The following is a 23817-nucleotide window of genomic DNA, read 5'->3' on the forward strand; positions in this document are numbered from 1 at the left end:
TTATATGTACCCGTAAACCCGTACATGCCGCGTACTTGATTATATTGCGTCACATCTTCCAGAAATGTTTCCGCGATAAACTTTGCCCTCAGTGGGTCGCCAGGCAGCAAAATTTTATCAGCGATGTCACCTTTACTTGCACCTATATGGACACTCATGTTCAATTCCCCTCCTGCATACAAATTCATTCAGAAATACGGTACCATATTGGCTGACTAAAGACAAATTTCGAGAAAATGACACAGGGTTTCGCCGCATTTCTATTTCAAAAAACACAATTATTGTTTATAATATTAGTGGATGTATAGTATTTCATAAACGCGGAATACATACGTTAGGAATTTATTTTTGGAAGGATGAGAATCAATGCAGGAAAAAACGTTCACCATTACAGCGGATACTGGGGTTCATGCACGTCCAGCAACATTACTGGTCAATAAAGCAGGACAATTTGAATCGGAAATTGAAATCTCATATAATGGGAAAAATGTAAACCTTAAATCGATCATGGGTGTCATGTCGTTAGGGATACCTAAAGGTGCCGAGGTGAAAATTACCGCAAACGGCGGGGATGAAGCTGAAGCCATTAACGGTATCACTGATGTAATAAAAGAACATCTTGGTGAATGATGATTGAAAGTGATGAAAGGTTATCAGTTTATATTGTGGAGCTAGGGATTTATCCGCTAGCTCCATTTCTTTATTTATAATAACTTTTCGTGTAGGTGTTCTGTTCCAGGTCTTCAACCTGTTTTAGGGACTGCTGGTTAAAGGCGGTATCTTTTTTCGAAAGCTGTTCTTTTATATCGGCAATCGCTTTCTGGAGTGATTCCCGGTAATCCGGTAGCTCACCGTCATAGCCTTTGACGGCTGACTTGACGACGTTCATTTTTTCATAGTGCGCAAGGGCTTTCCGTTCCTGGAACAAGACGCCTTCCGTTTCACCTGGATGATGCAGGTCACCTTGCATCGGGTGCTTGGTCACGGCGTGCACTTTTACCAAAAAGCGTTCACCTCGGTCTTCCAGTACTTCACCTATGTATCTTCCCGAGTTGTATTTCACCTCAACAATATCGCCAACTGAAACTGCCATATTCGCTACCTCCTTTACACCTATTGTGCCAAAATTTGTACCGGGACGGCAATTGTAATGTTTTATCCCGCATGTAACGGTCAGTAACCCGCCGGAAAACGGCGGTTAACTGACCCTAAATGCCCGATTCTGCTTAACTAACATTCAGCAGGGTTAGTGCGCCCTGCTGAATGAAGTTTCGCTTTATTGAAATGGTCATGGATGCTATAATTGTTTTAAAGGACGTGATTCAATATATGGGCATGGAGTTTCTTTATTTTCCGGAAGATAAAACGGAATATATACCCTCTGTCATCATACTGATCATTTTTATGATTGGTGCCGGATTAGCTATGTATTTTTTTATAAAACATTCCAAAAAGGAAGAGAAAAAAACAGAAGATCAGTACCGCGATATTATTAATAAAGATACGGATTAACAAACAGGCTTATTTCGAAATGGGCCTGTTTAATTTTTGGCTTAAATGCAGATACTGAGGTTAAAGCATCTGTAAGGTCAGCCTCGCGTATGAGAACTCATCCGGTCCATGGGTGCCTGGAATTGCTCATTTCCAGCATGGGAACCCGGAGGAACAGCTTACGGGTTAGTCGTTCAAACAAGAGCCTGGGGATGCAGACTTTGCAAGGAGTCGGCTACAAGGAGCATAAGCATTGCCCCAAACGACCCTAAGACCATTAACCAGGATTATCCCGAAGCATCCAAGCCCGAATTTTGTCAAGGAACAAAACAAACTGGAAATTGACATCAACTGTGAACTTAAAACTTATTATACGAGGAGCAGGACTATGAAAAGGGTATTATTGATCATCATTCTTGTGTTTATATCAGGTTGTCAGTCGAGTGATGAAACATCACGGACTGTTAATATGTATAATTCTTCCGGTGACATGATTGGTACAGTTCAGCTGACGGAAGGTGATGGCGGTGTCGATTTCAAAGTGAAACTGGAAGGGCTTGAGCCTGGCTATCATGGCATGCATGTACACGAGTACCCGAAATGCGATCAGCCGGATTTTACGACAGCCGGCAGTCATTTTAACCCGGATGGCAATGAGCATGGGCTGATGCATCCCGAGGGCTCACATCTTGGTGATCTGCCGAATATCGAAGCGGCTCCGTCCGGGCTTGTTGATGCTGAACTGATGCTTCCGGAAGCCACGCTGAAGGACGGCAAAAAATCGCTGCTAGACGGCGAGGGTACGTCCCTCATTATCCATAAAGGACAAGATGATGGTGTCAGTCAGCCTGGAGGGGAATCCGGTCCCAGAATAGCATGTGGAATCATTGCCAAAGATGAAAAAGAATCCACAGAAACCCCAACAGACCCAACTAACTTTAATGAAAAGCAGGAAGAATAGATGTTGGCAGCCCGGAGCGTGTTACGAAAGGGCGCAAAGAGCCGGAACATGTTCCCGAAAGAGCAAAACATCGACGCGAAAGCTCAAATATTTTTCTAAGAGCGAACTATCATAGAGCAACAATAGAAAAAGAGGGTTGGCCATGATCGGACTGGACCCGCTCTTGTTATGTTACCGGTTGTTCACTGCATTAACAAGGCGTTTGACACCTTCTTCCAATGTTTCCCGCGGACAAGCGATGTTCATACGCATAAATAACGCTCCTTCGTCACCGTAATTCACACCGGCATTCAACCCAACTTTGGCTGTTTCGTTCATAAATTTCTGTAAAGCTTTACTGTCAAGCTCTAATTTGCTGCAATCGATCCACAGTAAATAAGTGCCTTCTGAACGGGTGACAGTCAGTACATCGGTTTTTTCCTCGAGCATCGAAATGACATATTCCTTATGGTTTTGTAACACGTTTCGGAGTTCATCGAGCCATTCTTCGCCATGACGGTAAGCGGCCTCCATTGCTGTATTGCCCATTGTATTAAGCATATGGTGCCCCTGCTTTTCTAGTTGCTCATTCAAGGCCTTCCGTTTTTGTTTATCGGATGTAATGATATAGGATGCCTGGAGTCCGGCCAGATTAAATGTTTTTGAAGGCGACATAAACGTAATGGTATTCTCTGCTATATCATCTGACAGGGAGGCCATCGGAATATGTGTTTCACCCGGATAAATCAGATCTGCATGAATTTCATCTGACAAAATCAGTACATCATATTTCAGGCACAGCCGGGCCATCTCCTGCAGCTCTTCTTTTTTCCATACACGTCCGACCGGATTATGTGGTGAGCATAGGATAAAAGCTGATACACCTTGTTTTAATTTCTCTTCAAAATCTGCAAAATCAATCTGATAGTAATGACCTTGTTTCTGAAGCGGGTTTTTCACAATTTTTCTGTCATGTGTTTCGATCACGTTGTAAAAAGGTGTATAGACTGGTGTTTGAATCAGGATGTTGTCACCAGGTTCAGTGAAAGCCTGGACAGCCATATGTAAACTGGCCACGACACCGGGACTGAATGAAAGCCAATCCTTTCTGATTTTCCAATTGTGACGCTTGGAAACCCAGTTGATGATTGGATTTTTTACATCATCATTAATGATCGTGTATCCATATATGCCATGTTTTGCACGTTCGATTAATGCATCATTGACAGCCTGAGGTACCTGAAAGTCCATGTCAGCAACCCACATTGGCAGTACATCCTCAGACTGAAATACAGCACGCCGCATGTCCCATTTGACCGAGCGTGTATTCGTGCGGTTATGTACAGTTTCAAAAAATCCCATTGTCAACCTCCTAATTTAAGTATGTTCTTCAATCACTATTATACGGCATCACCCTAAAAAGATTAACCAATTGACCACTCACTGAAACGAGCGAGCGGGGGCTTTTGCAATTTTGGAAATGACAAAAAAAGAGCAAGGCATTTATAACGCCTTGCTTACAGGGGGAATACGAGAAAGTCTTACAGTTATAGTATTACCCCGTCATTAAAATTATAAACATAATCTGGCAAAAAAATTGAGATATTTTTCCCTTATTCTCGTCAGCACGGATGTACCGTGTTATCTATTATTCAGCCGTTCCTCAAGACGCTTTTTCGCATCTTCAAAGCCGGGCTTTCCTAACAAGGCAAACATGTTTTTCTTATAGGCTTCAACGCCGGGCTGATCAAACGGATTAACCCCCAGCAGATAGCCGCTCACAGCACATGCTTTCTCAAAAAAGTACACCAGATAACCAAATGTATAGGCATCAAGCGCCGGTACTTCGATCACAAGGTTCGGCACACCGCCGTCGGTATGTGCCAGCAGTGTCCCCTGATATGCCTTGTCATTGATCTCATGCAATGTTTTTCCGGCCAGATAGTTGAGGCCATCAGCATTTTCATCATCAGTTTCCAGTGTTGTATCTTTTTTGGGTTTATTGACATGCAGGACTGTTTCGAACAAGTCGCGTCGGCCGTCCTGAACGTATTGTCCCATTGAGTGGAGATCAGTCGTAAAGTTGGCTGATGCCGGGAAAATCCCTTTCTGATCTTTTCCTTCACTTTCTCCAAATAGCTGTTTCCACCACTCACTAAAATATTGCAGATGCGGCTCATAGTTGATCAGCATTTCAATTGTTTTACCTTTGTTGTATAAAATATTCCGGACAGCCGCATATTGATATGCCGGGTTTTGCTTAAGTTCAGGTGTGCTCAGATCATCCATGGCGGTTTTTGCTCCTTGCATCATGTCGTCGATGGTGATGCCGCTAACAGCAATCGGCAGGAGTCCGACAGCTGTCAGAACGGAATAGCGCCCGCCGACATCATCGGGGATGACGAATGTTTCATAGCCTTCTATATCAGCTGCTGTCTTTAATGCGCCTTTCTCCTTATCAGTTGTGGCATAAATCCGTTTCCGCGCCTCTTCTTTTCCGTATTTATCTTCAAGAAATTTGCGGAAAATCCGAAAAGCGATCGCCGGTTCGGTTGTTGTTCCGCTTTTGGAAATAACGTTAATGGATACATCCTTATTTTCAAGAATATCGAACAACTCGTTTATATAGGTAGAGCTCATGTGGTTTCCGGCAAACAAAACCTGTGGTGCTTTCCGCTTATCGTCAGCAAGTAGATTCTGGAATGAATGGGTCAGCATTTCGATGGCAGCCCGCGCTCCCAGATATGAACCGCCAATGCCAATCACGAGCAGCACGTCAGAGTCTTTTCTGATCTTATCGGCTGCCGCTTTTATCCGAGCGAATTCTTCCCGGTCATAGTTCTCAGGCAAGTCCATCCAGCCTAAAAATTCACTGCCCTGCCCGGTTTTGCTGTGGAGTTTATGATGGGCCGATTCAACGTATTCCGAGAGATAATCAATTTCGGATTGATTAAAAAAATCCAACGCTTTATTATAGGAAAAACTAATATGTGTCATGGAATCCTCCTTCATCTAACATACTATTTTTTACTTTACCTGAAATGAAGCGCATAAATCAATAAACGTCCGATCCTGAAAAAAGAAGCTTTTTTCAAGGAAAAAGCTTCTTCTCTCCATCAATTATTTTTTATAATTTTGTTCGCGTTCTTCCGATTGCTTGATCCATTCGTCCAGTTTCTCTTTTAACGTATTGAAGCCTGAATTTGTATTACCATGCTGTTCTGGTACCTGATTTTTTTGGCTGTTCACACGTTTTTTCGGCGGCTCCTGGGTTGCACGGATTGATAAGGAAACTTTATTGTTTTCTGCATCCACATTTAAAATTTTCACCTTAACGTCATCACCGACTGTCAGATAATCATTAATATCTTTAACATATCCGTGTGTTATTTCAGAAATATGAACCAATCCCTGCGTTTCATCATCGAGAGCGACAAATGCACCATATGGCTGTATACCTGTTACTTTGCCCTCTAAAATTTCACCTGTTTCAAAATTGTCGATCATGCTGAACACTCCTATAACTTATTCGATAACTTTTACACAATAAAACATTTTAGCATAAATATCGAGTCCGGGCAAAAAATAGTAAACAATCTTAGGAAAGGTGGTTAAAGGCATGATTCCCTTGCATTCAGTATTGGAAAATCGTATTTATCCACTATACGTCCTGGAAGAGAAAATGATGCCCGGAGGTTATGTTATCGAATCTAATTGGGATTATAACGGCGCTTATGTTGACCTTAAAATTGATATTCGGAGTATCATTTTCGTTGTGCGGATACCGTTCTATGCTGTGGCAGGGTCACTCGATTATCCAGGTATAACGGTACGGGTCAATCAGCCGTATTTACTCGCATATGAACATGAAAAAGAAATCAGCGGGAGGGGAATGGAACGAATAACATCAGATCAGACCAACCAGTCCCCTCAAAGCTTTGAAGCAGCAGCGGAAAACGTTATGAAAAAAGTGGAGGAGCTTCTGTCACCAGGCTGATAATATAATCAGTATGTCTTCATTATCAAGGCTCGTTTCCCCGGAAGGATTCATCATCCAATTACCGTCGCGGATAAGACCGAGCAGCAATTCATGATTATCCAGAAAAAAACGGGCCGCCTCTTTAAATGAACTCCCTTCCAGTTCATTCGGGAGTGTTATATGGGTAAATTGCTGTTCGTTCAAAAGATTCAATACAGTTTCAAATGGTCTTGTATGTGTTTCATGAAACAGCTCATGGTAAAATAGTGTGCTCATAAAATCATTTGAGCTGATAACAGTGTCAGCACCGGCACGGATCGCATTTTCGACTTGGCTGATGGTCAGAATCTCTGCGTTAATCGGTATATCCTGATTATTCCCGCGCACGGCCACCGTTGTCAAAATTGTGTTAATATCGGCTTTACGTTCTTCAGTGGTGATGTCGGAGCTGATCAGCACCGATTCGGCTTCCTTAATATTTGCCTGCACTAAAACAGCATCCTCACTTGGATCCCCGTGAATGAAATGAATCGGATAATGGCGGTATTGCAGCTCATTAAGTGTCCGATCGATCAGCACCATTTCCTGTTGTGGATCTTTATCCGCAATCATTTCGACTAATTGTTTGGTCCGCTCATTCCATCCGACGACAATGATGTGTTGTTTGCCATTAAATGAAACTTTCCCCTCTGACAAATCACTTTCATGGTTAATTGTTTTGGCAGCCAGTGTTGTTATGTAAAATGTCAGCATGCCACCGCCGGAAAGAATAAGAAGAAGTGTTACAATTCGGCCGGCAGGTGTCAGTGGAATATAATCACCGTAACCGACAGTCGCTCCTGTAATGAATGCCCACCAAATGCCGTCGAATATCGATGGAAACTGCTGTGGTTCCAGAAGATGGATCACGGTTCCAAAAAACAGCATAATCAAACTGACGGATAACAGCAGTCTGACAACAATCGGCATCCGATAGAAAATATGTTTAAATGATTCAAGATTCATTTTTTCACCTTTACCCGTAACAAAATTTTTCTCGCATATAATTGACGATAAGACCCCACTTCAAATGATCGCGTATATGATGGAGATCAGATGGGGCTTCGCTTTACATATTTAGTATGGGCAAAGGCAGTAAGCACTTATACGCGCCAGCAGTCTAAAGCGTTACGTCAGCTTCAATCGTTGACTGGATGCTTGCATAAACGTCTTGCCAAAAATCAGTATTATCCCTGAAGGATTTTGACATGAAGCGATACATTTCGTTAGCCTTTTCTTGATAGGTTTCATCTTCCTTGGGTGGCAGTTTTTTTCTGGACTCATCGACAAACTGTTGGATTTTTTCCGCTCTTGGGCCCCATTTGGCAACTTCTTTCCCGTCTTCATCGATAAAAATAAAAATAGGGATGGAACGGGATTTGCCATTTGTCAAATACTGATCCATTAATTCAAGGTTCTGATCGCGGAGCAGCAGACGCACCGGCAGATTCGACTGTTCTGCCATACGAAGCAATATTGGGATATTCAGCATGGCATCACCACACCAATCCTCGGTCAGAACGATGACACGGAGATTTTTTTCCTTCAGCTTTTGAACAAATTCCTCGTTTTCAGGTGGTGTGAAATGGTCATAGATATGTAACAGAGCTTCTTTGTTTTCTTGCATGGATTCAATGTACGTTTCAGGATCCATCCCTTTTTCAAACCATTGATTCAAATTCATATTGGCTGTCACTCCTTTTTTGAGTTCTTTTTTAAAGTTTACCCAATAACAAATAGCGCGTAAACAAAAGTGCTCTGTTGAGGTTGTCCACGCATTTTTCTGTCAAATCTGCTATGATTGAACTGGTTATTTTGAGAAGGAGGTATTGTACGTGGAACAGGCAAACAGGAATTTTCTGATGGAACTTTTAAATACACCATCACCATCCAGCAGAGAGATGGCCATTCAGAAAAAATGGATGGATTATGTCAGAGATTTCGCGGATGACATCAGAACGGATAATGCCGGGAATGTGATTGGCGTATTGAATCCGGACGCGCCGTTCAAAGTGCTCCTTGCCGGTCACTGTGATGAGATAGCGCTTGTTATTAATCGGATTGATGATAATGGCTTTTTGCATTTTGATAAAATGGGCGGCATCAATCCGAAAGCAGCAGTTGGTATGAAGGTGACGATACTTGGGTTCAGTGATCAGGTCACCGGTGTGATAGGCGTCAATGCCCAGCATCATGGTGGATTGAAAGATGATTTCGGGCTGGAAGACTTGTTTATTGACTGTGGCTATAAGACAAAAGAGGAAGCTGAAAAGCACGTGCAAATCGGTGACCTGGCAGTTTATAAAACCGAACCGGAATTATTGATGGACCGCTATGTATCGGGACGAGGTCTCGATAATCGGACAGGTGCGTTCATTGTCGCCGAGGTTCTGAAGCAGCTATCCGAAAAAGGCTGCAATGTCGGCGTTTATGCAGCAAGCACCGTCAACGAGGAGACGAATATGGGTGGTGCTTATTTTGCAGCGGCTGGTCTTGAGCCAACCATGGCGATTGCCTGTGATGTCACGTTCGCGACCGATTATCCCGCCGTCAATAAGGACAAGTATGGTGATGTCAGGCTTGATGGCGGGCCGGTACTGGCAAAAGGTGCACCAATTAATATTAAAATCAATCAATTGCTGGAACAAACCGCCCGTCAGTTGAATATGAAGGTCCAGTACGAACTGACACCGAGGATGACCGGAACAGATGCAGATCGCATGCGTCTTACCGGCCCGGGGGTGCCCGTTTCGCTCGTATCCTTACCATTAAGGTATATGCATTCACCGGTTGAGACATCCAGTCTGAAAGATATTGATGAGGAAATCGAATTGCTTGTGACAATGCTAAGCGGTCTTACTGGTGAGGAAAGTTTAAACCCGCTCGATTCATAAGAAAATAATAATGCCTCAGACCTGATTATGGGTTTGGGGCTTTTTTAGTCTTTAAGTACTGTTATGAACTGGCGTGATTCTAGTTCTTTGTACCCGAATCAAATCACGCATTGCTAAAAAGTGGGTAGCAATGACTGGATATTTTTGTAATTTTCAGCTCACAAAATATATAGATGCTGCTTTCTATAACAATTTATCTATTTTTTTTATTTGTATTATGAAAGGTGTCGATAGGTTTTTTGTCTATTATTTGCTTGGATGGCTGATATGAACGGTTTTTAGGGTTTATTGGGTCATTCATATATTACAAAATATGGTACTTCTGTCAATATGCAGTAAAATGGAGGCGCAGTACTTTACTACCGATTCCGAAAATTCAGATACAAGATGACAAAAACCGACACAATTTTTCTATCATATCTATTATAGTGGCATTAACATCATAGATTCATTGTCCAATGCTGACACAACACATCTTTTGGAAAGGGGGCCGGCTGGATCCAGCAAAAATTAAAGGTGGGGAGGAATAAACATGCCGAGAAAAAAGCGTGGAACGAGGGCTTTTAGTATTGTGGCGTCTATGTTGATGGTCTTTTCTTTGATGGCTCCGGGTACGGCTTTTGCCGAGTCTGCTGATAAGAACAGCAAGCCGTATGACGCATTCAAAAACGCCCGGGATGTCGCCGCAGAAAAAGTTAGCGAACGGCTGCAAAAGCAGTTTAAAGACGATGATAAGGTGACATTTTTAGTCAAATTCAAAGAAAAGGCAGACTCCAAAAAAGTGGCTCAAGAGGCAAAAGAAAATGCAGAATCTGCGAATTTGACTGCACAAAAAGCTGAATTTGTGCAGCGTTCGGCTGTCATTTCTGAACTGAAGTCGACAGCACTTGAATCACAGCAGCACGTGAAAGCATTTTTGCAAAAAGAAAAGGAAAAAGGCAATGCAGAGAATATACACGCATACCACATTGTCAATGGGATGGCCGTGACGGCAACAAAGGAAGTGGCTGAACAGATTGCCAGCTTTGAAGAAGTGGAAAAGATTTTGCCGAACGAAACACGGACATTGTTTATACCTGAAACAAAAGATGCCAACATACCAGAATCCGGGATTGCCAATGTTGAATGGAACGTAGACCGTGTCGGCGCACCGGCAACATGGGAAATGGGCATCGATGGTTCAGGAACGGTTGTGGCAAGCATTGATACAGGTGTTCAATGGGATCATCCGGCCCTAAAGGAAAACTATCGCGGCTATGACACATCAACCGGTGAAGTTGACCATGACTTTAACTGGTTTGATGCGACAGCAGGTGAATCAGAACCGTATGACGATCAGGGACATGGGACACATGTAACTGGTACAATGGTCGGGCATGAAACGGACGGCTCCAACCAGGTTGGTGTTGCTCCAGGAGCCGAATTTATATCGGTTAAAGCATTCACAGAATCCGGTGGAACAGATGCGGACCTTCTGGAAGCTGCTGAATGGATTATGGCACCAACTGATGCAGACGGCAATGCCCGTGCTGATTTGGCTCCGGATGTTGTCAATAATTCGTGGGGCGGTGGACCAGGTCTTGATGAATGGTATCGCGATGTTGTCATTAACTGGCGGGCTGCTGGCATATTCCCGGAGTTTTCAGCAGGCAATACCGATCTGTTTAACCCGGGTGGACCCGGTTCGATTGCGACCCCGGCGAACTACCCTGAATCGTTTGCAACGGGGGCAACAGACAGTGATGATAATTTAGCAGATTTTTCATTGGAAGGACCTTCACCATATGACGAAATTAAGCCTGAGATCTCAGCGCCTGGCGTAGGTATTCGCTCCTCTTTGCCAGATGATGGATATGGTGCAATGAGCGGTACGTCAATGGCTGGTCCTGCTGTATCAGGTGTTGCAGCACTACTAAGGCAGGTGGACAGCAGTATTTCCGTCGATGAAATGGAGCAAGTTTTGATGGATACGGCTGTTTCATTAACCAATGATACGTATCCGGAATCCCCGAATAATGCATTTGGGCATGGCTTGGTGAATGCCTATGATGCTGTATCCGCATTACAGGATGGCATTGGTACAATCGAAGGTAAAGTGACGAAGGAGGGAGAGGATAGCGAGGCTCCGGTATATGACCATTCTGCACCGTCTGAAACATATGCCGGTATGGATCTTGACCTGAATGTTCAGGCCAGTGACAATATCAGCATCGCATCAGTCGAACTGGAATATCAGGATTCGGATGGCGAATGGCAAACAGTTGAAGCCGACCGCGTGTCCGGAGATTTTAAAGAAGGCGACTATATCGCTACCATTCCAGGTGAGGAGATCACGGAAGATTCACTGACGTATAAATGGATTGTTCGTGATTTTGGTGAAAATGATGTGACGAGCGACGAATATGTTGTCGATGTCAAACCAGGTATTACAACGGGCTATTCGGAGGACTTTGAAAATAACCCGGAAGGCTGGACATCATTTGGTGAAAACAACAGCTGGGCGCTGGGCACACCAACATCCGGCCCCGAAAATGCAGCATCAGGAGAGAACGTCTATGCGACTAATCTGGATGGCGATTACGATAGTGATATGAATGCAACACTCGTCATGCCGCCAATTGATATGCCAGATGAAGACGTTTATCTGCAATTCAATCAGTGGCACAATCTTGAAAAATACGATTCAGGCAGTGCCTATGACTATGGACATGTGTTTGTTTCAACTGACCAGGAAGAATGGACACAGCTGATACAAATCGAGGGTGAATCGGACGGCTGGGAAAGTGCTGAAGTCGATTTATCGGAATACAGCGGCCAGCGCATCTATATCGGTTTTAATGTAACAACTGATGGAAGTGTAACAAGAGAGGGCTGGTATATTGATGATGTTGCTTTGTCCGATACGTCACAGAGCAGCAAGGTTTCATTAGGGAAAAACGATGGAAAAGGTAAAGCGAATGGCCATAACAACCGTTTATTCCCGGGAGCTTTGGGGTTAGGATTGGGAGTCATCAAAGCCGATGAAAAAGCAGGATTGAAAGAACGAGTGGATCCGAATCAGATCCGGCCTGCATTGCCAGAAGAAAAGGATCTTCCGGAAGATGGTGATGTCATCAATCCTAATTTATTGCCAATAAGTGCGGAAGTAAATGTTCTGGAAAGCGGCCGATCAGTTATAACAGATCCGGCTACCGGTGAGTATTCAATGACGCATGCTGCGGGTACATTTACCCTAAAAGCAGAGTCATACGGTTTCGAATCGAAGGAACAGACCGTTACGCTTGAAGCAGACGGCACGGCACAGGCTGATTTCACACTTGATGAGATCCCGCAGGCTACCGTGACCGGGACGATAACCGATGAAGCAACAGGTGAACCAATCGAAGGAGCTACCGTACTGCTTATGGAAGATGCTAACGTAACGCCTGTTGAGTCTGACGAAAATGGCGACTATTCAATTACAGGGTATGAAGGAAGCTATACACTAAAAGTGATGGCACGAGACTTCTACAGTAAGGAAGTAGAGATAAAGCTTGATGATGATATGGAACAGAACATCGAGCTTGAGCCATTCTACACGTATCCTGGCGGTGAAATCGGCTATGACGATGGTACTGCTGAAAATGCCCGTGCATTCTATGATGCCGGCAACAAGTGGGCAGTCAAAATGTCTTTACCTGAAGGAAAAGATACAGCCGTTGTCACAGAAGGGGTTTTCCAATTCCACGGCACCGATTGGCCGAGTCCGGGAGGTACCGAGTTCGCAGTTGAAGTCTGGGATGCATCCGGTACAGACGGCATGCCGGGTGAGAAGCTTGCCGGTCCTGTCGAAGCTGAGGCGGTAAGGGATCTTGAAGAATGGACAGTTGTTGACCTGAGCAAGCACAATATCACGGTTGACGGTGACTTCTACATGGTCTATGTCCAGACAGGCACCAACCCGAACGTCCCAGGACTTGCAACCGATGAAAGCAGTTCAAATGCCGGGCGCAGTTATCAGCAGGTTGGCGGAACATGGTCGCAATCACCTTCTGCTGAAGGTAACTATATGATCCGCTCACGCGTCAGCTATGAAGTGGAGAGTCCGGTTATTACAGCACCGGAAGCAGGGCAGATCACGAACGAGTCGGATATCACAGTTGAAGGTACTGCTTCACCTACAACGACTGTTCAATTGCTGAAAAACGGTGAAGAAGCTGGTACAGTCGAGGTTGGTGACAGTGGTGAGTTTGAAATTCCGGCAGAGCTTACTGAGGGTGCTAATGAGCTGGAAGCAGTGTCCATGATGGATGAGGCAGAAACAGGCAGATCAGAATCTGTTAATGTGACCTTGGACACAGAAAGTCCTGTGATCACGATTGACAGCCCTGAAGACGGAGATGAGACCAATCGTGAAACCGCAACAGTCGAGGGAACTGTTGAAGATGCCAATCTTGACACGGTTGAAGTCAACGGCCGTGAAACGGATGTGGCTGAAGATGGTTCTTATTCACAGCGGATTCTGCTAGACAATGGTGAAAACGAAATTGAAGTTGCGGCCAGTGATCTGGCAGGTAATACAGCAACAGAGGCGGTCACCATCGATGTCGATTTTGTTGCACCGACAATCGAGAACCTACTACCAACTGAAGATAAGAATTTGGAAGCAGGTGAAAGTGTACGCATTAAATTTGACAGTGAGCCGGGACAGGATGCAACATTCTTTATCCATATGCCACTGACAAATTCCGGTGCTAAGCTTTCCAATGCAACTGAATTGCCAATGATGGAGATGTCGGATGGACACTATGTCGGCTACTGGACAGCAACCAATAATGTCGTTGCAGAAGGTGCTGCCATTGAGGTGAAAGTCGTCGATGAATTTGGCAACGAAACCCGCGAAACAGCAGACGGCAAATTGTTCATTAATGTGGACGACCAGTGATCGGACTTCCGCATAAGTGAATTCCCCGGGGTGCACGTGATGCACTCCGAGGAGTTTTTATGCAGTGGTACAGCAAAGATTTGGTCGATAAATCGCAATATTGGTTGATATATTTAATATTTGGTTGATAAATTTTAAATTCGGTTGATATCTTCCATTTTTGGTTGATAAAATTTCGATTCGGTTGATTTTTTATTTTTTTGGTTGATTTATTGGCTATTCGGTCGATAAATTTAATATTTGGTTGATAAATTTTAACTTTTGGTTCACAACCGAAGCACTTGCTGATATTCTGCACTTCCCGATGGTAAAACATTAATCCGGTATAAAAAATGGTGAGTTCAGATACTTGCATTTTCATAAATTATCGGTTATAATTCATTTAACAATATATCGATTCCATCTTCGGGGCAGGGTGCAATTCCCGACCGACGGTAAGGAGCACAAACGCTTCAAGTCCGTGACCCGCTTTGTCAAAGCATTGCGGTGGATCCGGTGCGAGTCCGGAACCGACAGTTACAGTCTGGATGGGAGAAGATGACAAGCCGTGAAATTGGTGCAACTATGTGCCTTGATTTTTCCTGTGAAATGATACCCTAAAGCCCCGTATAGGTTTTAGGGTTTTTATATTGTCCGGCTGAACAATCCGTATCGATTCAGCTTGCGGCAATTCACTAAAGGGGACGGCTTATCCTTCATCAGACAAAGGTGTGAGTCGATCAGGATGAGGGAGGGGAATGATGATGCAAAAGAATGTTCAATCTTCACATTTGCTGAAACTTATTATTCTGGCACTGTTGGGAAGTATTTCACTCGTATTGTTTTTCTTGAATTTTCCATTACCATTTCTGCCGCCATATTTAAAGATTGATTTTAGTGAAGTACCGGCATTGATTGCAGCATTAATATTTTCACCAATAGCAGGTGTCATTGTAGAAGCTGTTAAAAATCTGTTATATTTGGCTGTTTCGGGAGCCGGCGATCCGATTGGCGTCGCTTCGAATTTCCTTGCCGGCGTCATGTTTGTTGTACCTGTTGCCTTACTTTATCATGGGTATAAAGGGACGAAGAGTGTTATCTCCGGCCTGGTAACCGGAACGATCGTTATGGCTCTTGGTATGAGTGTGCTCAACTATTTTGTGATACTGCCGGCATACGCATGGTTTATCGGCGCACCTGAAATGGCTGGGGATACTGCAAAATGGATTGCGGTAATAGCTGGTATATTACCATTTAATCTTATTAAAGGCGTCATTATTGGGGCGTTATTTGTCCCATTGTTTATTAAAATGAAAGCATGGATCGAACAAAAACAAACGAACCTGGTTGTATAATAAAGTGAAACTTCATTCAGTGGGTGCACTACTATACCCACTGAATGTTATTTGAACCGAGTCGGACATTTACGGGCTGTTATCCCTGTTTTTTTGAGGGATTACAGCCCGTTAGTTATATGCGGGATAAAGTGAAACTTCATTCAATGGAGTGTTTTTTCTCCACTGATAAAGGAACAAAGGTTAAGTTCACAACGTCGTGTTGCAACCCCTTTGTGACCTGCATCGTGCAGGCTTGAACTGAATCGTTGCGGGCAGTAAGCCGCCGCTTTTTTTGATTACTCAATTCATGGTTTTACTGTCGTTTTTACAATAGGTTGTTTGATTAGCAAATGCTGTGATTAACGTTAATTTTCTATAGTGAAGATTCATATCAGCAGTTAACTTAGATAAGAATCCAGCGTGTGTCGTCTAAACATGGTTACGTCCTGTGACCGACGCCGACACAAAAACATCGTGCCTGTGCAGCAGCCATAACGAGACCCCACAGAACAAAACGTCGCGATTTCAAGGGGGTTTGCTGGAATGATTCTTTCTATTTCTTTGGAACGATACCAATGGTACAGCGTGACGTACATATCAGATTATCATGCTCATCGGTTATGCTGATGCTCCATACCATGGTTGTTCTGCCTTTATGGATCGGCTCTGCAGTGGCTGTCACGGTACCCTCCCGTTTGCTTTTAATATGGTTGGCATTTATCTCAATGCCGAAAACATTGAATGTTTCCTGATCAACGTTTAAAAATGCCCCCATACTGGCTGCCGACTCCGCGAGAGCAACAGTTGCGCCCCCGTGTAAAAAACCTGCCGGCTGAAGTGTCCGGGGATCAACAGGCATGGTCATAACGACCTGATCTTTATCAAGTGACACCGTTTCGATTCCGAGTGCTTCCATTAGGGTGTTTTCAAATACCATCCATTGTCATCTCCCTCAATCAGAGAAAATTACTGACCAACAGTGAAACACCAAGCAGTAATCCATATAATGTATTGGTCTTGCCTGTTGCGGCCATGGCCGGCATCATTTCGAGCGGCTTTGTTTTGCCGCGGAACTTTTTGATGACATCAATGGCTTTGGCGATACTCAAAAATGCCAGAACCGACCATACTGGCAAGACACCTGCCAAAATGTACATGGCCGTTAAGGTGTAAGCAATGATGAACATGGCTCCCAGGAATCGAACGGCGTTTTTTCTGCCGAGGAGAATGGCTACCGTTTTCCGGCCGTTTTCCTTATCACCATCCAAATCACGGATGTTATTGGACATCATGATGGCACCGATAAAGATAGCAACCGGGATGGAAAGCCAAATGACAGATCCAGTTAGTGTTCCTGTCTGAATATAATAACTGATGCCAATGATGACTGTTCCCATAAAGAAACCGGAAAACAGCTCCCCGAATGGTGTATAAGCAATCGGTACGGGACCACCTGTATATAAATAACCAAAAAGCATGCATATTAAACCAATGACGGCGATCCACCAGCTTGATTCGATGCAAATATAGACGCCAAGCATCATGGCAACACCAAAGAATGCCAGTGCTAGTCTCAGCACCATTTTGGGTGAGATCCCATCACGTACAATTGTCCCGCCAATCCCCACTGATTTTTCATTGTCCAGTCCACGGACAAAATCATAATATTCATTAAACATATTTGTGGCGGATTGGATCAGAATCGACGCCAACAGCATGGCCAAAAATAGTAATAGATTTATGTGATGACTGGTGAACGCAAGCATCGTTCCAACGAATACTGGAATGATGGAAGCCGTCAGCGTATGTGGACGTAATAACCGCCACCAGATTTGAAAACCACTTTTCTCATTAAGTTGTTCTTTTATTGATGTTGTTGTGGTGCTCAAAGTCTTTCTCTCCTTTATCCCGTTTTTACAGACAGCTCAAGGCCCCGTTTCAAGATTTCAAGGAAACGAGGAAAGCTAAGTGAGGATCAGCTGCCTGTAAAGGTCTGATTCGATTCGGGCCTACACGATGCAGGTCATAAAGGCATTGCAACAACAAGACAAGGAAAGCTGCGTCGGCGATGCATCGCAGAAGAAAAGTCCCTTCCTTTTTCGGGGATGTTGCGCACTTGGCCTTTGTTTCTCTTCATCAGTGGGGAAAACTATCCCACTTAATGAGGTTTTACTTTCGTGTCACTATAAGTTTAGGCAATTCCCCATAGGGTGTCAATCGGGAAAAGTCATCCAGCTGACACGTGCCGTCATGTTTAGATGGATTTTCTTGAGGAACATGTTAAAAAAGAATAAAATAGATATGGTGCTTTGTGATGGTATAATGTTACGGAGGTTTATATTGATGATTGAGGTAAAAGAAACAACCCTTAAATCAATGCTTGATAAAGCCATAAATAAGGCAAAGACCAATGATACATCCCCTTTGCTGAGTATGACGGAAGAAATAAATGAGTACAATCCACTTCTATTCTTTGAAGCTGCCGGCCAATTATCGATGAATCGGACATTTTGGTCAAGTACAGCCGAACAATTCTATGTTGTAGGTGTCGGCAGTGCATATGATTTGGCGGCCAATATAAGCAGTATTGAGCAGATGGAGAGCAACTGGAAGCAATTGCTGAATGAATCGATTATTCGTAACCCATACGAGTGTCCGGGCACGGGAATGCTTGCACTTGGCGGCATGTCATTTGATCCGGCAGCGAAAAGATCCCAATTATGGGAAAAGTTCAGCCATCTGTCATTCATTATCCCGGAATTTATGTTAACAAAGACAGAGGATGCCAGTTATTTGACGATTAATATCCGAGTATCAAAAGATAATCATCCGGGACAACTTGCAGAACGAATTAATCAAACGAAAAATATGTTATTTGACAGTTCAGTTCATCTGCCCGAGGGAACCGCTATTGAGGCAACAGAAGAAATTGCGCCTGATGAATGGAAACAGACAGTCAAACGTGCGACCAATAGCATTAAACAGCATCACGCGGATAAAATTGTTTTGGCCAGGGAAATGCAGGTAAAGCTGTCGGACCAGGCTAAAATCTCCCCTATTTTAAACAATTTGATTGAAACACAGACGAACAGTTATGTGTTTGCTTTTGAACGTGACGGTGATTGTTTCATTGGATCTTCTCCGGAACGGTTGGTCAGGCAGGAAAAGGATGACGTCATGTCCACTTGCCTCGCCGGTACTGCTCCGCGCGGAAAGACGGAAAAAGAGGATGCCAGGATTGGCAATACACTGCTTCATGATGAAAAAAACAGAAGTGAACATGATTTTGTTGTGCAAATGATCAGACAGTCTATGGAACATTACTGCCGTTTTGTTTATGTTCCTGATAAGCCCGTGATCTATCCGCTGAAAAATCTTCAGCATTTGTACACACCTGTCACAGCAACACTGAAAGAAGGATACAGTATTTTTGATATTGTTGGCAAGCTGCACCCGACACCTGCTCTTGGCGGTGTCCCGCGGGATAAATCACTTGCATTCATCCGTGAGCATGAACAGATGGACCGTGGCTGGTATGGCGCACCCGTTGGCTGGCTTGACAGCAATTCTAACGGTGAATTTGCGGTTGCTATCCGGTCCGGCTTGATACAGGGAGATCAGGCATCATTATTCGCTGGGTGCGGGATCGTACGGGATTCGGATCCCGAGGCAGAATATGAAGAAACGAAAATTAAATTTATGCCAATGCTGTCGGTATTGGAGGCTGAATAATGATTCACACCGAAAAATTGACGCGTTATACGGCAAATTTTGTTGATGAGCTGGTGCAAAGCGGATTGACGGATGTTGTGATTTCTCCCGGATCCCGTTCAACACCATTGGCGATGACAATAGCAGAGCACCCTGGTCTGAAACAGCGGGTGGTGATTGATGAACGTTCAGCAGCTTTTTTTGCATTGGGCATGGCAAAAAAGCTGCAGAAACCGGTGGCCCTTGTTTGTTCATCTGGAACCGCTGCTGCCAATTACTTCCCAGCTATTATTGAAGCGAGCTACAGCCGGGTGCCGCTCGTTGTGCTGACGGCTGACAGGCCCCACGAATTGCGAGATACCGGTGCACCGCAGGCGATCGATCAAATTAAGCTTTACAGTGATTATGTGAAATGGTTTCATGAAATGGCGCTGCCTGAAGCAGATGAAAACATGCTTGCCTATGCCCGCGGAAAAGCATCTCGAGCTGTCAATACAGCAAATGAAGGCAACCCGGGACCGGTGCATCTGAATTTTCCATTCCGCGAACCACTGATCCCCGATTTTTCATTGGAAAATTTGTGGGGGGAACGAAGCGACAAACCTTTTTACGCCAAAGTGGAAGGAAAACGGCGACTGCATCAGGCTCAGCTTGAAAAACTCAGCGGCAAATTGAAGTCATGTCAGAAAGGGCTGATTGTCTGCGGACCGCAAACCGATCGGGAATTTGCTGCAGCTGTAACGGAACTCGCTGAAGCCTGGCAAGTACCAATTCTTGCTGATCCATTATCACAAATAAGAGCAGGGAAGCATGATAAAGAACTGATTATTGAAAGCTATGATGCCATTTTAAGAAACGAAACAATCAGGAAGCAGCTGAAACCTGATTTTATCATGCGTTTTGGTGCCATGCCGGTGTCCAAGCCTTATCTGTTCTATGTAAAGGAACATGGTGACATCCCGCAGTATGTTGTGGAAAATTCAGCCGGGTACCGTGAACCTGCCGGCAATCAGACAGACTTCATTTATGCCGATGCAGCATGCTTGTGCCGGGATTTGGCGACTGTGACCGAACCGTTAACATTTGATGATGAATGGCTGCAGACCTGGCAAATGATGAATCAGATCGCTAAAAGCCATTTATTGGGAACAGATGACAGTAGTGCTGTTACAGAAGGGGAAGCGGTACGCCATCTGATGGACGAGATTCCGGATCAAAGCAGCATCTACGTCGGAAACAGTATGGCGGTAAGGGATTTGGACACATTTTTCATGACCACATCGAAGTCAGTGGAAGTATTGGCTAATCGTGGGGCGAACGGTATCGATGGTATGGTGTCAAGTGGTATGGGGGCAGCAGCTGCGGGTGGCCCTGTTACGCTTGTGCTTGGTGACTTATCCTTTTTTCATGACATGAATGGACTTCTAGCGGCTAAGCATCATGGGCTGAACGTAACGATTCTTGTGGTAAACAACAATGGTGGCGGCATTTTTTCATTTTTACCGCAAGTGAATCATGAAGCGCATTTTGAAGCGTTGTTCGGGACACCACTCGATATTGAGTTCAAGCATGTGATTGACATGTACGGTGGTACCTATCAGCAGCCGTCCAGTGCAGCTGAATTGAAGCAAGCATTACAGGAAAGTTATCAGCATGATGGCTTATCTGTTATTGAAGTCAAAACTGACCGGACGGCAAATTTAAAATGGCATCGGGAAAAATGGCAGCAGATTAATAATTCACTTTTACCCCGCATGTAATGTCAGTAATCCGCCAGAAAAACGGCGGCTAACTGACCATAAAAGTCCCTGTTCGAACCTGCACGGTGCAGGTCACAAAGAAGTTGCGATTGTCGTCGCGAACTTAGCCTTTGTTCCCTAATATCATTGCGGAAAAAAACCGTTCCGCTGAATGAAGTTTCACTTTACGGGGAAGGAATGATGGCGTGTATTTTAAAATCAATGGTACAGTGTATTGGTACGAACTGAATGGTGAGGGTGAACCAGTTGTCCTTTTGCATGGTTTCACTGGAACGTCCGGGACATGGACAACAATCGTCACCGAGTGGCTCGGTGGTTTTCAGACGCTCACAATTGATTTGCCCGGTCATGGCAGGACAAAACCTGGCCCTGCCAAAACAATGCGCGACGTTTGCCGGGATTTAGCCGGATTGCTCGATAAACTGCAATGGGAAAAAGTTCACTTCATCGGCTATTCCATGGGCGGTCGCACTGCACTCTCATTTGCACTCGTTTTCCCCGAGCGGGTAAAGTCTCTGACATTGGAAAGCGCATCACCGGGGCTGGCCAATGAGGAAGAACGTTATAAACGCCGCCAGCAAGATGAGAAACTGGCGCAGCGAATTGAGTCGGACGGGATAGAAGCTTTTGTTGATTTCTGGGAGGATATCCCACTTTTTGAGTCTCAAAAACAATTGCCGGCAGCCGTTCGGAAAAAGATTCGTACAGAGCGTCTGTCCCAATCACCGGAAGGACTTGCACAGTCACTCCGGTTTATGGGGACGGGATCACAGCCATCGTGGAAAGAAGATCTGCCAGGTTTGGATGTCCCGGTAATGCTCTTGAGCGGCGAACATGACACTAAATTCATTGGGATCAATGAAACGATGGAAAACCTTATGCCAGCTGCCGAACATACCACGGTTAAAGGTGCCGGTCATGCAATTCATGTGGAACAGCCGGCAACTTTTGGTAAAATAGTAACCGGATTCTTGAAATCTGTCGGAAAGGATGCTACATAACAATTGATTTAAAGGAGGAAAACAATTGACTGTTCAATGGGAAGAAGCAAAACAATACAATGAAATTATTTATGAAAAGTACAATGGTATTGCCAAGGTGACGATGAACCGCCCGGAAAAGCGTAATGCATTCACGCCGCTTACAGTCAATGAAATGATTGACGCATTCGCGGACGCACGGGATGATTCGTCAATCGGGGTGATTATTTTAGCCGGCGCAGGGGACAAAGCGTTCTGTTCCGGCGGTGACCAATCTGTCCGCGGACATGGCGGTTATGTCGGAGAAGACCAGGTGCCGCGCCTCAATGTTCTTGATCTGCAGCGTCTTATCCGTACGATTCCGAAGCCTGTCGTGGCCATGGTTTCCGGTTATGCAATCGGCGGCGGTCATGTGCTGCATGTTGTCTGTGACCTGACAATCGCTGCTGATAATGCCATCTTCGGACAGACCGGCCCGAAAGTAGGAAGTTTTGATGCAGGGTATGGTGCCGGAATGCTGGCCCGTATGGTTGGTCATAAACGTGCCCGGGAAATTTGGTATTTATGCCGTCAGTACAATGCCGAAGAAGCGTATGAAATGGGACTGGTCAACACCGTCGTACCACTTGAGAAGTTGGAAGAGGAAACATTGCAATGGTGTGAAGAAATGCTGGAAAAATCACCGACTGCGCTCCGCTTCTTGAAAGCATCGTTCAACGCAGACACCGACGGACTTGCCGGATTGCAGCAAATGGGCGGCGATGCGACATTGCTTTATTACACGACAGATGAAGCAAAAGAAGGCCGCGATGCATTTAAAGAAAAGCGGAAACCGGACTTCAAGCAATTCCCGCGTTTTCCGTAATCGGTAAAAGTACATTGAAAATCCTTTGCTGTTAAGAGGCAAGGGTTTTTCTTTTAAGAGGATGTTCAAAAAGTTCGGTACCAATGGCACATCGTGGCAGAAGACCTTCGACTAAATAGCTGGCCGGTCCTTGGTATCCTCCTTTTTGAACATGCATTTAAGACGAGCATCTATAATATTAACATGAAAGCAGGTTGTAATTATGGCGGAAATCATGCCCCACTGGCTCACAAAACAGGCCGACCTTGCTCCTGATCAGACCGCAATCGAGCTTGGAGACGGAACAGTGTATACTTTCCTGGAGCTGAAAGAAAAAAGCCAGACATTCGCCCGAAAGCTGCGGATACTGGGGGTTCATAAAGGATCAAAAGTTGGTATTCTTTCCGATAACCATATCGACATGGTGATTGCCATCCATGCGTTAACTTATCTTGAAGCTGTTGCGGTTATGCTTAACACCCGGCTAACGGAGCAGGAATTGGATTATCAGCTCAATGATGCCGGTGTTGAACTTGTATTGGCACAGAATCATGATCGGAAGCTTCATGCAAAAATACAGTCATTTTCTGAAGTGTGGAAACTGAACGAGCAACCCGGTGACCTTTGCACGGAAATTGATTTGGATGCAATGTTTACCATCATTTACACATCGGGTACGACCGGTTTTCCAAAAGGCGTTGTCCATTCGTATGGCAACCACTGGTGGAGCGCTGTCGGATCAATGCTGAACCTTGGTCTCAGCAAGCAGGATAAATGGCTTGCCGTCCTTCCGATATTTCATGTCAGCGGTTTATCGATTTTGCTGCGCAGCGTTATTTATGGCATACCGGTTTATCTTCTGGAAAAGTATGATAAACAAAGCTTCAACGAGGCACTTATGACGAAAGGGGTCACCATTGCTTCTGTTGTCACGATGAT

20 protein-coding genes, 1 pseudogene and 1 riboswitch are annotated in these 23817 nt (G+C 44.6%); of the genes and pseudogenes, 12 read left to right on the top strand and 9 right to left on the bottom strand.

Annotated elements, in window-relative coordinates:
* Window positions 1–158, bottom strand: a pseudogene (locus tag VK080_RS11625) (purine-nucleoside phosphorylase); the annotation flags it as partial.
* A 208-nt stretch (window positions 159–366) separates the two neighbouring features.
* Here VK080_RS11625 and VK080_RS11630 point away from each other — a divergent pair.
* The gene (locus VK080_RS11630) at window positions 367–630 is read left to right on the top strand and encodes a phosphocarrier protein HPr (protein WP_324224928.1); all 264 of its coding nucleotides are present in this window, start codon (window positions 367–369) and stop codon (window positions 628–630) included.
* A 70-nt stretch (window positions 631–700) separates the two neighbouring features.
* On the opposite strand, the gene kapB is transcribed toward VK080_RS11630, so the two are convergent.
* Window positions 701–1093 carry a sporulation phosphorelay system protein KapB gene (kapB, locus tag VK080_RS11635; RefSeq protein ID WP_324224929.1) on the bottom strand — a complete coding sequence of 131 codons (393 nt, stop codon included), beginning with the start codon at window positions 1091–1093 and terminating at the stop codon, window positions 701–703.
* Window positions 1094–1263: 170 nt separating this feature from the next.
* On the opposite strand from kapB, the gene VK080_RS11640 reads away from it, so the two are divergent.
* Both VK080_RS11640 and VK080_RS11645 read left to right on the top strand, forming a co-directional pair.
* Window positions 1264–1512, top strand: a complete 249-nt coding sequence (locus tag VK080_RS11640; protein ID WP_324224930.1) for a hypothetical protein — start codon at window positions 1264–1266, stop codon at window positions 1510–1512.
* 367 nt (window positions 1513–1879) lie between these two features.
* Entirely contained in the window at window positions 1880–2452 is a 573-nt protein-coding gene (locus VK080_RS11645; protein WP_324224931.1) for a superoxide dismutase family protein, read from the top strand.
* 171 nt (window positions 2453–2623) lie between these two features.
* Here VK080_RS11645 and VK080_RS11650 read toward each other — a convergent pair whose 3' ends face one another.
* From VK080_RS11650 to yugI, 3 genes are all read right to left on the bottom strand, one after another.
* Window positions 2624–3793 carry a MalY/PatB family protein gene (locus tag VK080_RS11650; RefSeq protein ID WP_324224932.1) on the bottom strand — a complete coding sequence of 390 codons (1170 nt, stop codon included), beginning with the start codon at window positions 3791–3793 and terminating at the stop codon, window positions 2624–2626.
* Window positions 3794–4072: 279 nt separating this feature from the next.
* A complete protein-coding gene (locus VK080_RS11655; RefSeq protein WP_324224933.1) occupies window positions 4073–5428 on the bottom strand; it encodes a glucose-6-phosphate isomerase in 1356 nt (451 codons plus the stop codon).
* Window positions 5429–5551: 123 nt separating this feature from the next.
* Window positions 5552–5938 carry a S1 domain-containing post-transcriptional regulator GSP13 gene (gene yugI, locus VK080_RS11660; protein WP_324224934.1) on the bottom strand — a complete coding sequence of 129 codons (387 nt, stop codon included), beginning with the start codon at window positions 5936–5938 and terminating at the stop codon, window positions 5552–5554.
* Window positions 5939–6050: 112 nt separating this feature from the next.
* Between yugI and VK080_RS11665 the strand changes: the two genes are divergently transcribed.
* Window positions 6051–6428: a YugN family protein gene (locus VK080_RS11665; RefSeq protein WP_324224935.1), complete on the top strand. Its 378-nt coding sequence runs from the start codon at window positions 6051–6053 to the stop codon at window positions 6426–6428.
* Here the strand turns inward: VK080_RS11665 and VK080_RS11670 are convergent.
* Together VK080_RS11670 and VK080_RS11675 are read right to left on the bottom strand one after the other, a co-directional pair.
* The gene (locus VK080_RS11670; RefSeq protein ID WP_324224936.1) at window positions 6417–7415 is read right to left on the bottom strand and encodes a potassium channel family protein; all 999 of its coding nucleotides are present in this window, start codon (window positions 7413–7415) and stop codon (window positions 6417–6419) included. The genes VK080_RS11665 and VK080_RS11670 overlap by 12 nt on opposite strands.
* A 154-nt stretch (window positions 7416–7569) precedes the next feature.
* Entirely contained in the window at window positions 7570–8133 is a 564-nt protein-coding gene (locus tag VK080_RS11675; protein ID WP_324224937.1) for a thioredoxin family protein, read from the bottom strand.
* 178 nt (window positions 8134–8311) lie between these two features.
* Between VK080_RS11675 and VK080_RS11680 the strand changes: the two genes are divergently transcribed.
* The 3 genes from VK080_RS11680 (at window position 8312) to VK080_RS11690 (ending at window position 15601) form a co-directional block, all read left to right on the top strand.
* Complete coding sequence (locus tag VK080_RS11680) at window positions 8312–9343, top strand: M20/M25/M40 family metallo-hydrolase (RefSeq protein ID WP_414672249.1); 1032 nt, start codon at window positions 8312–8314, stop codon at window positions 9341–9343.
* A gap of 532 nt (window positions 9344–9875) precedes the next feature.
* Window positions 9876–14267, top strand: a complete 4392-nt coding sequence (locus VK080_RS11685; protein WP_324224939.1) for a S8 family serine peptidase — start codon at window positions 9876–9878, stop codon at window positions 14265–14267.
* A 397-nt stretch (window positions 14268–14664) separates the two neighbouring features.
* A riboswitch (FMN riboswitch) is annotated at window positions 14665–14810 on the top strand.
* Between the two features lie 200 nt (window positions 14811–15010).
* A complete protein-coding gene (locus VK080_RS11690) occupies window positions 15011–15601 on the top strand; it encodes an ECF transporter S component (protein ID WP_324224947.1) in 591 nt (196 codons plus the stop codon).
* Between the two features lie 535 nt (window positions 15602–16136).
* Here VK080_RS11690 and VK080_RS11695 read toward each other — a convergent pair.
* Window positions 16137–16520 carry a hotdog fold thioesterase gene (locus tag VK080_RS11695; RefSeq protein ID WP_324224940.1) on the bottom strand — a complete coding sequence of 128 codons (384 nt, stop codon included), beginning with the start codon at window positions 16518–16520 and terminating at the stop codon, window positions 16137–16139.
* 19 nt (window positions 16521–16539) lie between these two features.
* Window positions 16540–17472, bottom strand: a complete 933-nt coding sequence (locus VK080_RS11700) for a 1,4-dihydroxy-2-naphthoate polyprenyltransferase (protein WP_324224941.1) — start codon at window positions 17470–17472, stop codon at window positions 16540–16542.
* Window positions 17473–17926: 454 nt separating this feature from the next.
* On the opposite strand from VK080_RS11700, the gene VK080_RS11705 reads away from it, so the two are divergent.
* The 5 genes from VK080_RS11705 to VK080_RS11725 form a co-directional block, all read left to right on the top strand.
* Window positions 17927–19315 (top strand): isochorismate synthase, encoded by a 1389-nt coding sequence (locus tag VK080_RS11705; protein WP_324224942.1) that lies wholly within the window; start codon window positions 17927–17929, stop codon window positions 19313–19315.
* On the top strand, window positions 19315–21054 hold the full coding sequence (gene menD, locus VK080_RS11710; RefSeq protein WP_324224943.1) for a 2-succinyl-5-enolpyruvyl-6-hydroxy-3-cyclohexene-1-carboxylic-acid synthase: 1740 nt from the start codon (window positions 19315–19317) through the stop codon (window positions 21052–21054). The genes VK080_RS11705 and menD overlap by 1 nt, the downstream gene beginning before the upstream one ends.
* Window positions 21055–21239: 185 nt before the next feature.
* Complete coding sequence (menH, locus tag VK080_RS11715) at window positions 21240–22055, top strand: 2-succinyl-6-hydroxy-2,4-cyclohexadiene-1-carboxylate synthase (RefSeq protein ID WP_324224944.1); 816 nt, start codon at window positions 21240–21242, stop codon at window positions 22053–22055.
* A 25-nt stretch (window positions 22056–22080) separates the two neighbouring features.
* Window positions 22081–22899 carry a 1,4-dihydroxy-2-naphthoyl-CoA synthase gene (gene menB / locus VK080_RS11720; RefSeq protein ID WP_324224945.1) on the top strand — a complete coding sequence of 273 codons (819 nt, stop codon included), beginning with the start codon at window positions 22081–22083 and terminating at the stop codon, window positions 22897–22899.
* A gap of 202 nt (window positions 22900–23101) precedes the next feature.
* The coding region (locus VK080_RS11725; RefSeq protein WP_324224946.1) for an AMP-binding protein at window positions 23102–23817 on the top strand (716 nt) is incomplete at its 3' end.

This window comes from Lentibacillus sp. (genome assembly GCF_035301925.1).
Lineage (GTDB): Bacteria > Bacillota > Bacilli > Bacillales > Amphibacillaceae > Lentibacillus.

Bases quoted from the DNA above. Each gene is read 5' to 3' on its own strand.
- VK080_RS11705 (WP_324224942.1), top strand. From the start codon at position 17,927: ATGATTGAGGTAAAAGAAACAACCCTTAAATCAATGCTTGATAAAGCC.
- VK080_RS11665 (WP_324224935.1), top strand. From the start codon at position 6,051: ATGATTCCCTTGCATTCAGTATTGGAAAATCGTATTTATCCACTATAC.
- VK080_RS11695 (WP_324224940.1), bottom strand. From the start codon at position 16,520: ATGGTATTTGAAAACACCCTAATGGAAGCACTCGGAATCGAAACGGTG.
- VK080_RS11685 (WP_324224939.1), top strand. From the start codon at position 9,876: ATGCCGAGAAAAAAGCGTGGAACGAGGGCTTTTAGTATTGTGGCGTCT.
- VK080_RS11645 (WP_324224931.1), top strand. From the start codon at position 1,880: ATGAAAAGGGTATTATTGATCATCATTCTTGTGTTTATATCAGGTTGT.
- VK080_RS11630 (WP_324224928.1), top strand. From the start codon at position 367: ATGCAGGAAAAAACGTTCACCATTACAGCGGATACTGGGGTTCATGCA.
- VK080_RS11655 (WP_324224933.1), bottom strand. From the start codon at position 5,428: ATGACACATATTAGTTTTTCCTATAATAAAGCGTTGGATTTTTTTAAT.
- menD (WP_324224943.1), top strand. From the start codon at position 19,315: ATGATTCACACCGAAAAATTGACGCGTTATACGGCAAATTTTGTTGAT.
- VK080_RS11670 (WP_324224936.1), bottom strand. From the start codon at position 7,415: ATGAATCTTGAATCATTTAAACATATTTTCTATCGGATGCCGATTGTT.
- VK080_RS11680 (WP_414672249.1), top strand. From the start codon at position 8,312: ATGGAACTTTTAAATACACCATCACCATCCAGCAGAGAGATGGCCATT.
- VK080_RS11675 (WP_324224937.1), bottom strand. From the start codon at position 8,133: ATGAATTTGAATCAATGGTTTGAAAAAGGGATGGATCCTGAAACGTAC.
- yugI (WP_324224934.1), bottom strand. From the start codon at position 5,938: ATGATCGACAATTTTGAAACAGGTGAAATTTTAGAGGGCAAAGTAACA.
- VK080_RS11650 (WP_324224932.1), bottom strand. From the start codon at position 3,793: ATGGGATTTTTTGAAACTGTACATAACCGCACGAATACACGCTCGGTC.
- VK080_RS11690 (WP_324224947.1), top strand. From the start codon at position 15,011: ATGCAAAAGAATGTTCAATCTTCACATTTGCTGAAACTTATTATTCTG.
- kapB (WP_324224929.1), bottom strand. From the start codon at position 1,093: ATGGCAGTTTCAGTTGGCGATATTGTTGAGGTGAAATACAACTCGGGA.
- VK080_RS11640 (WP_324224930.1), top strand. From the start codon at position 1,264: ATGAAGTTTCGCTTTATTGAAATGGTCATGGATGCTATAATTGTTTTA.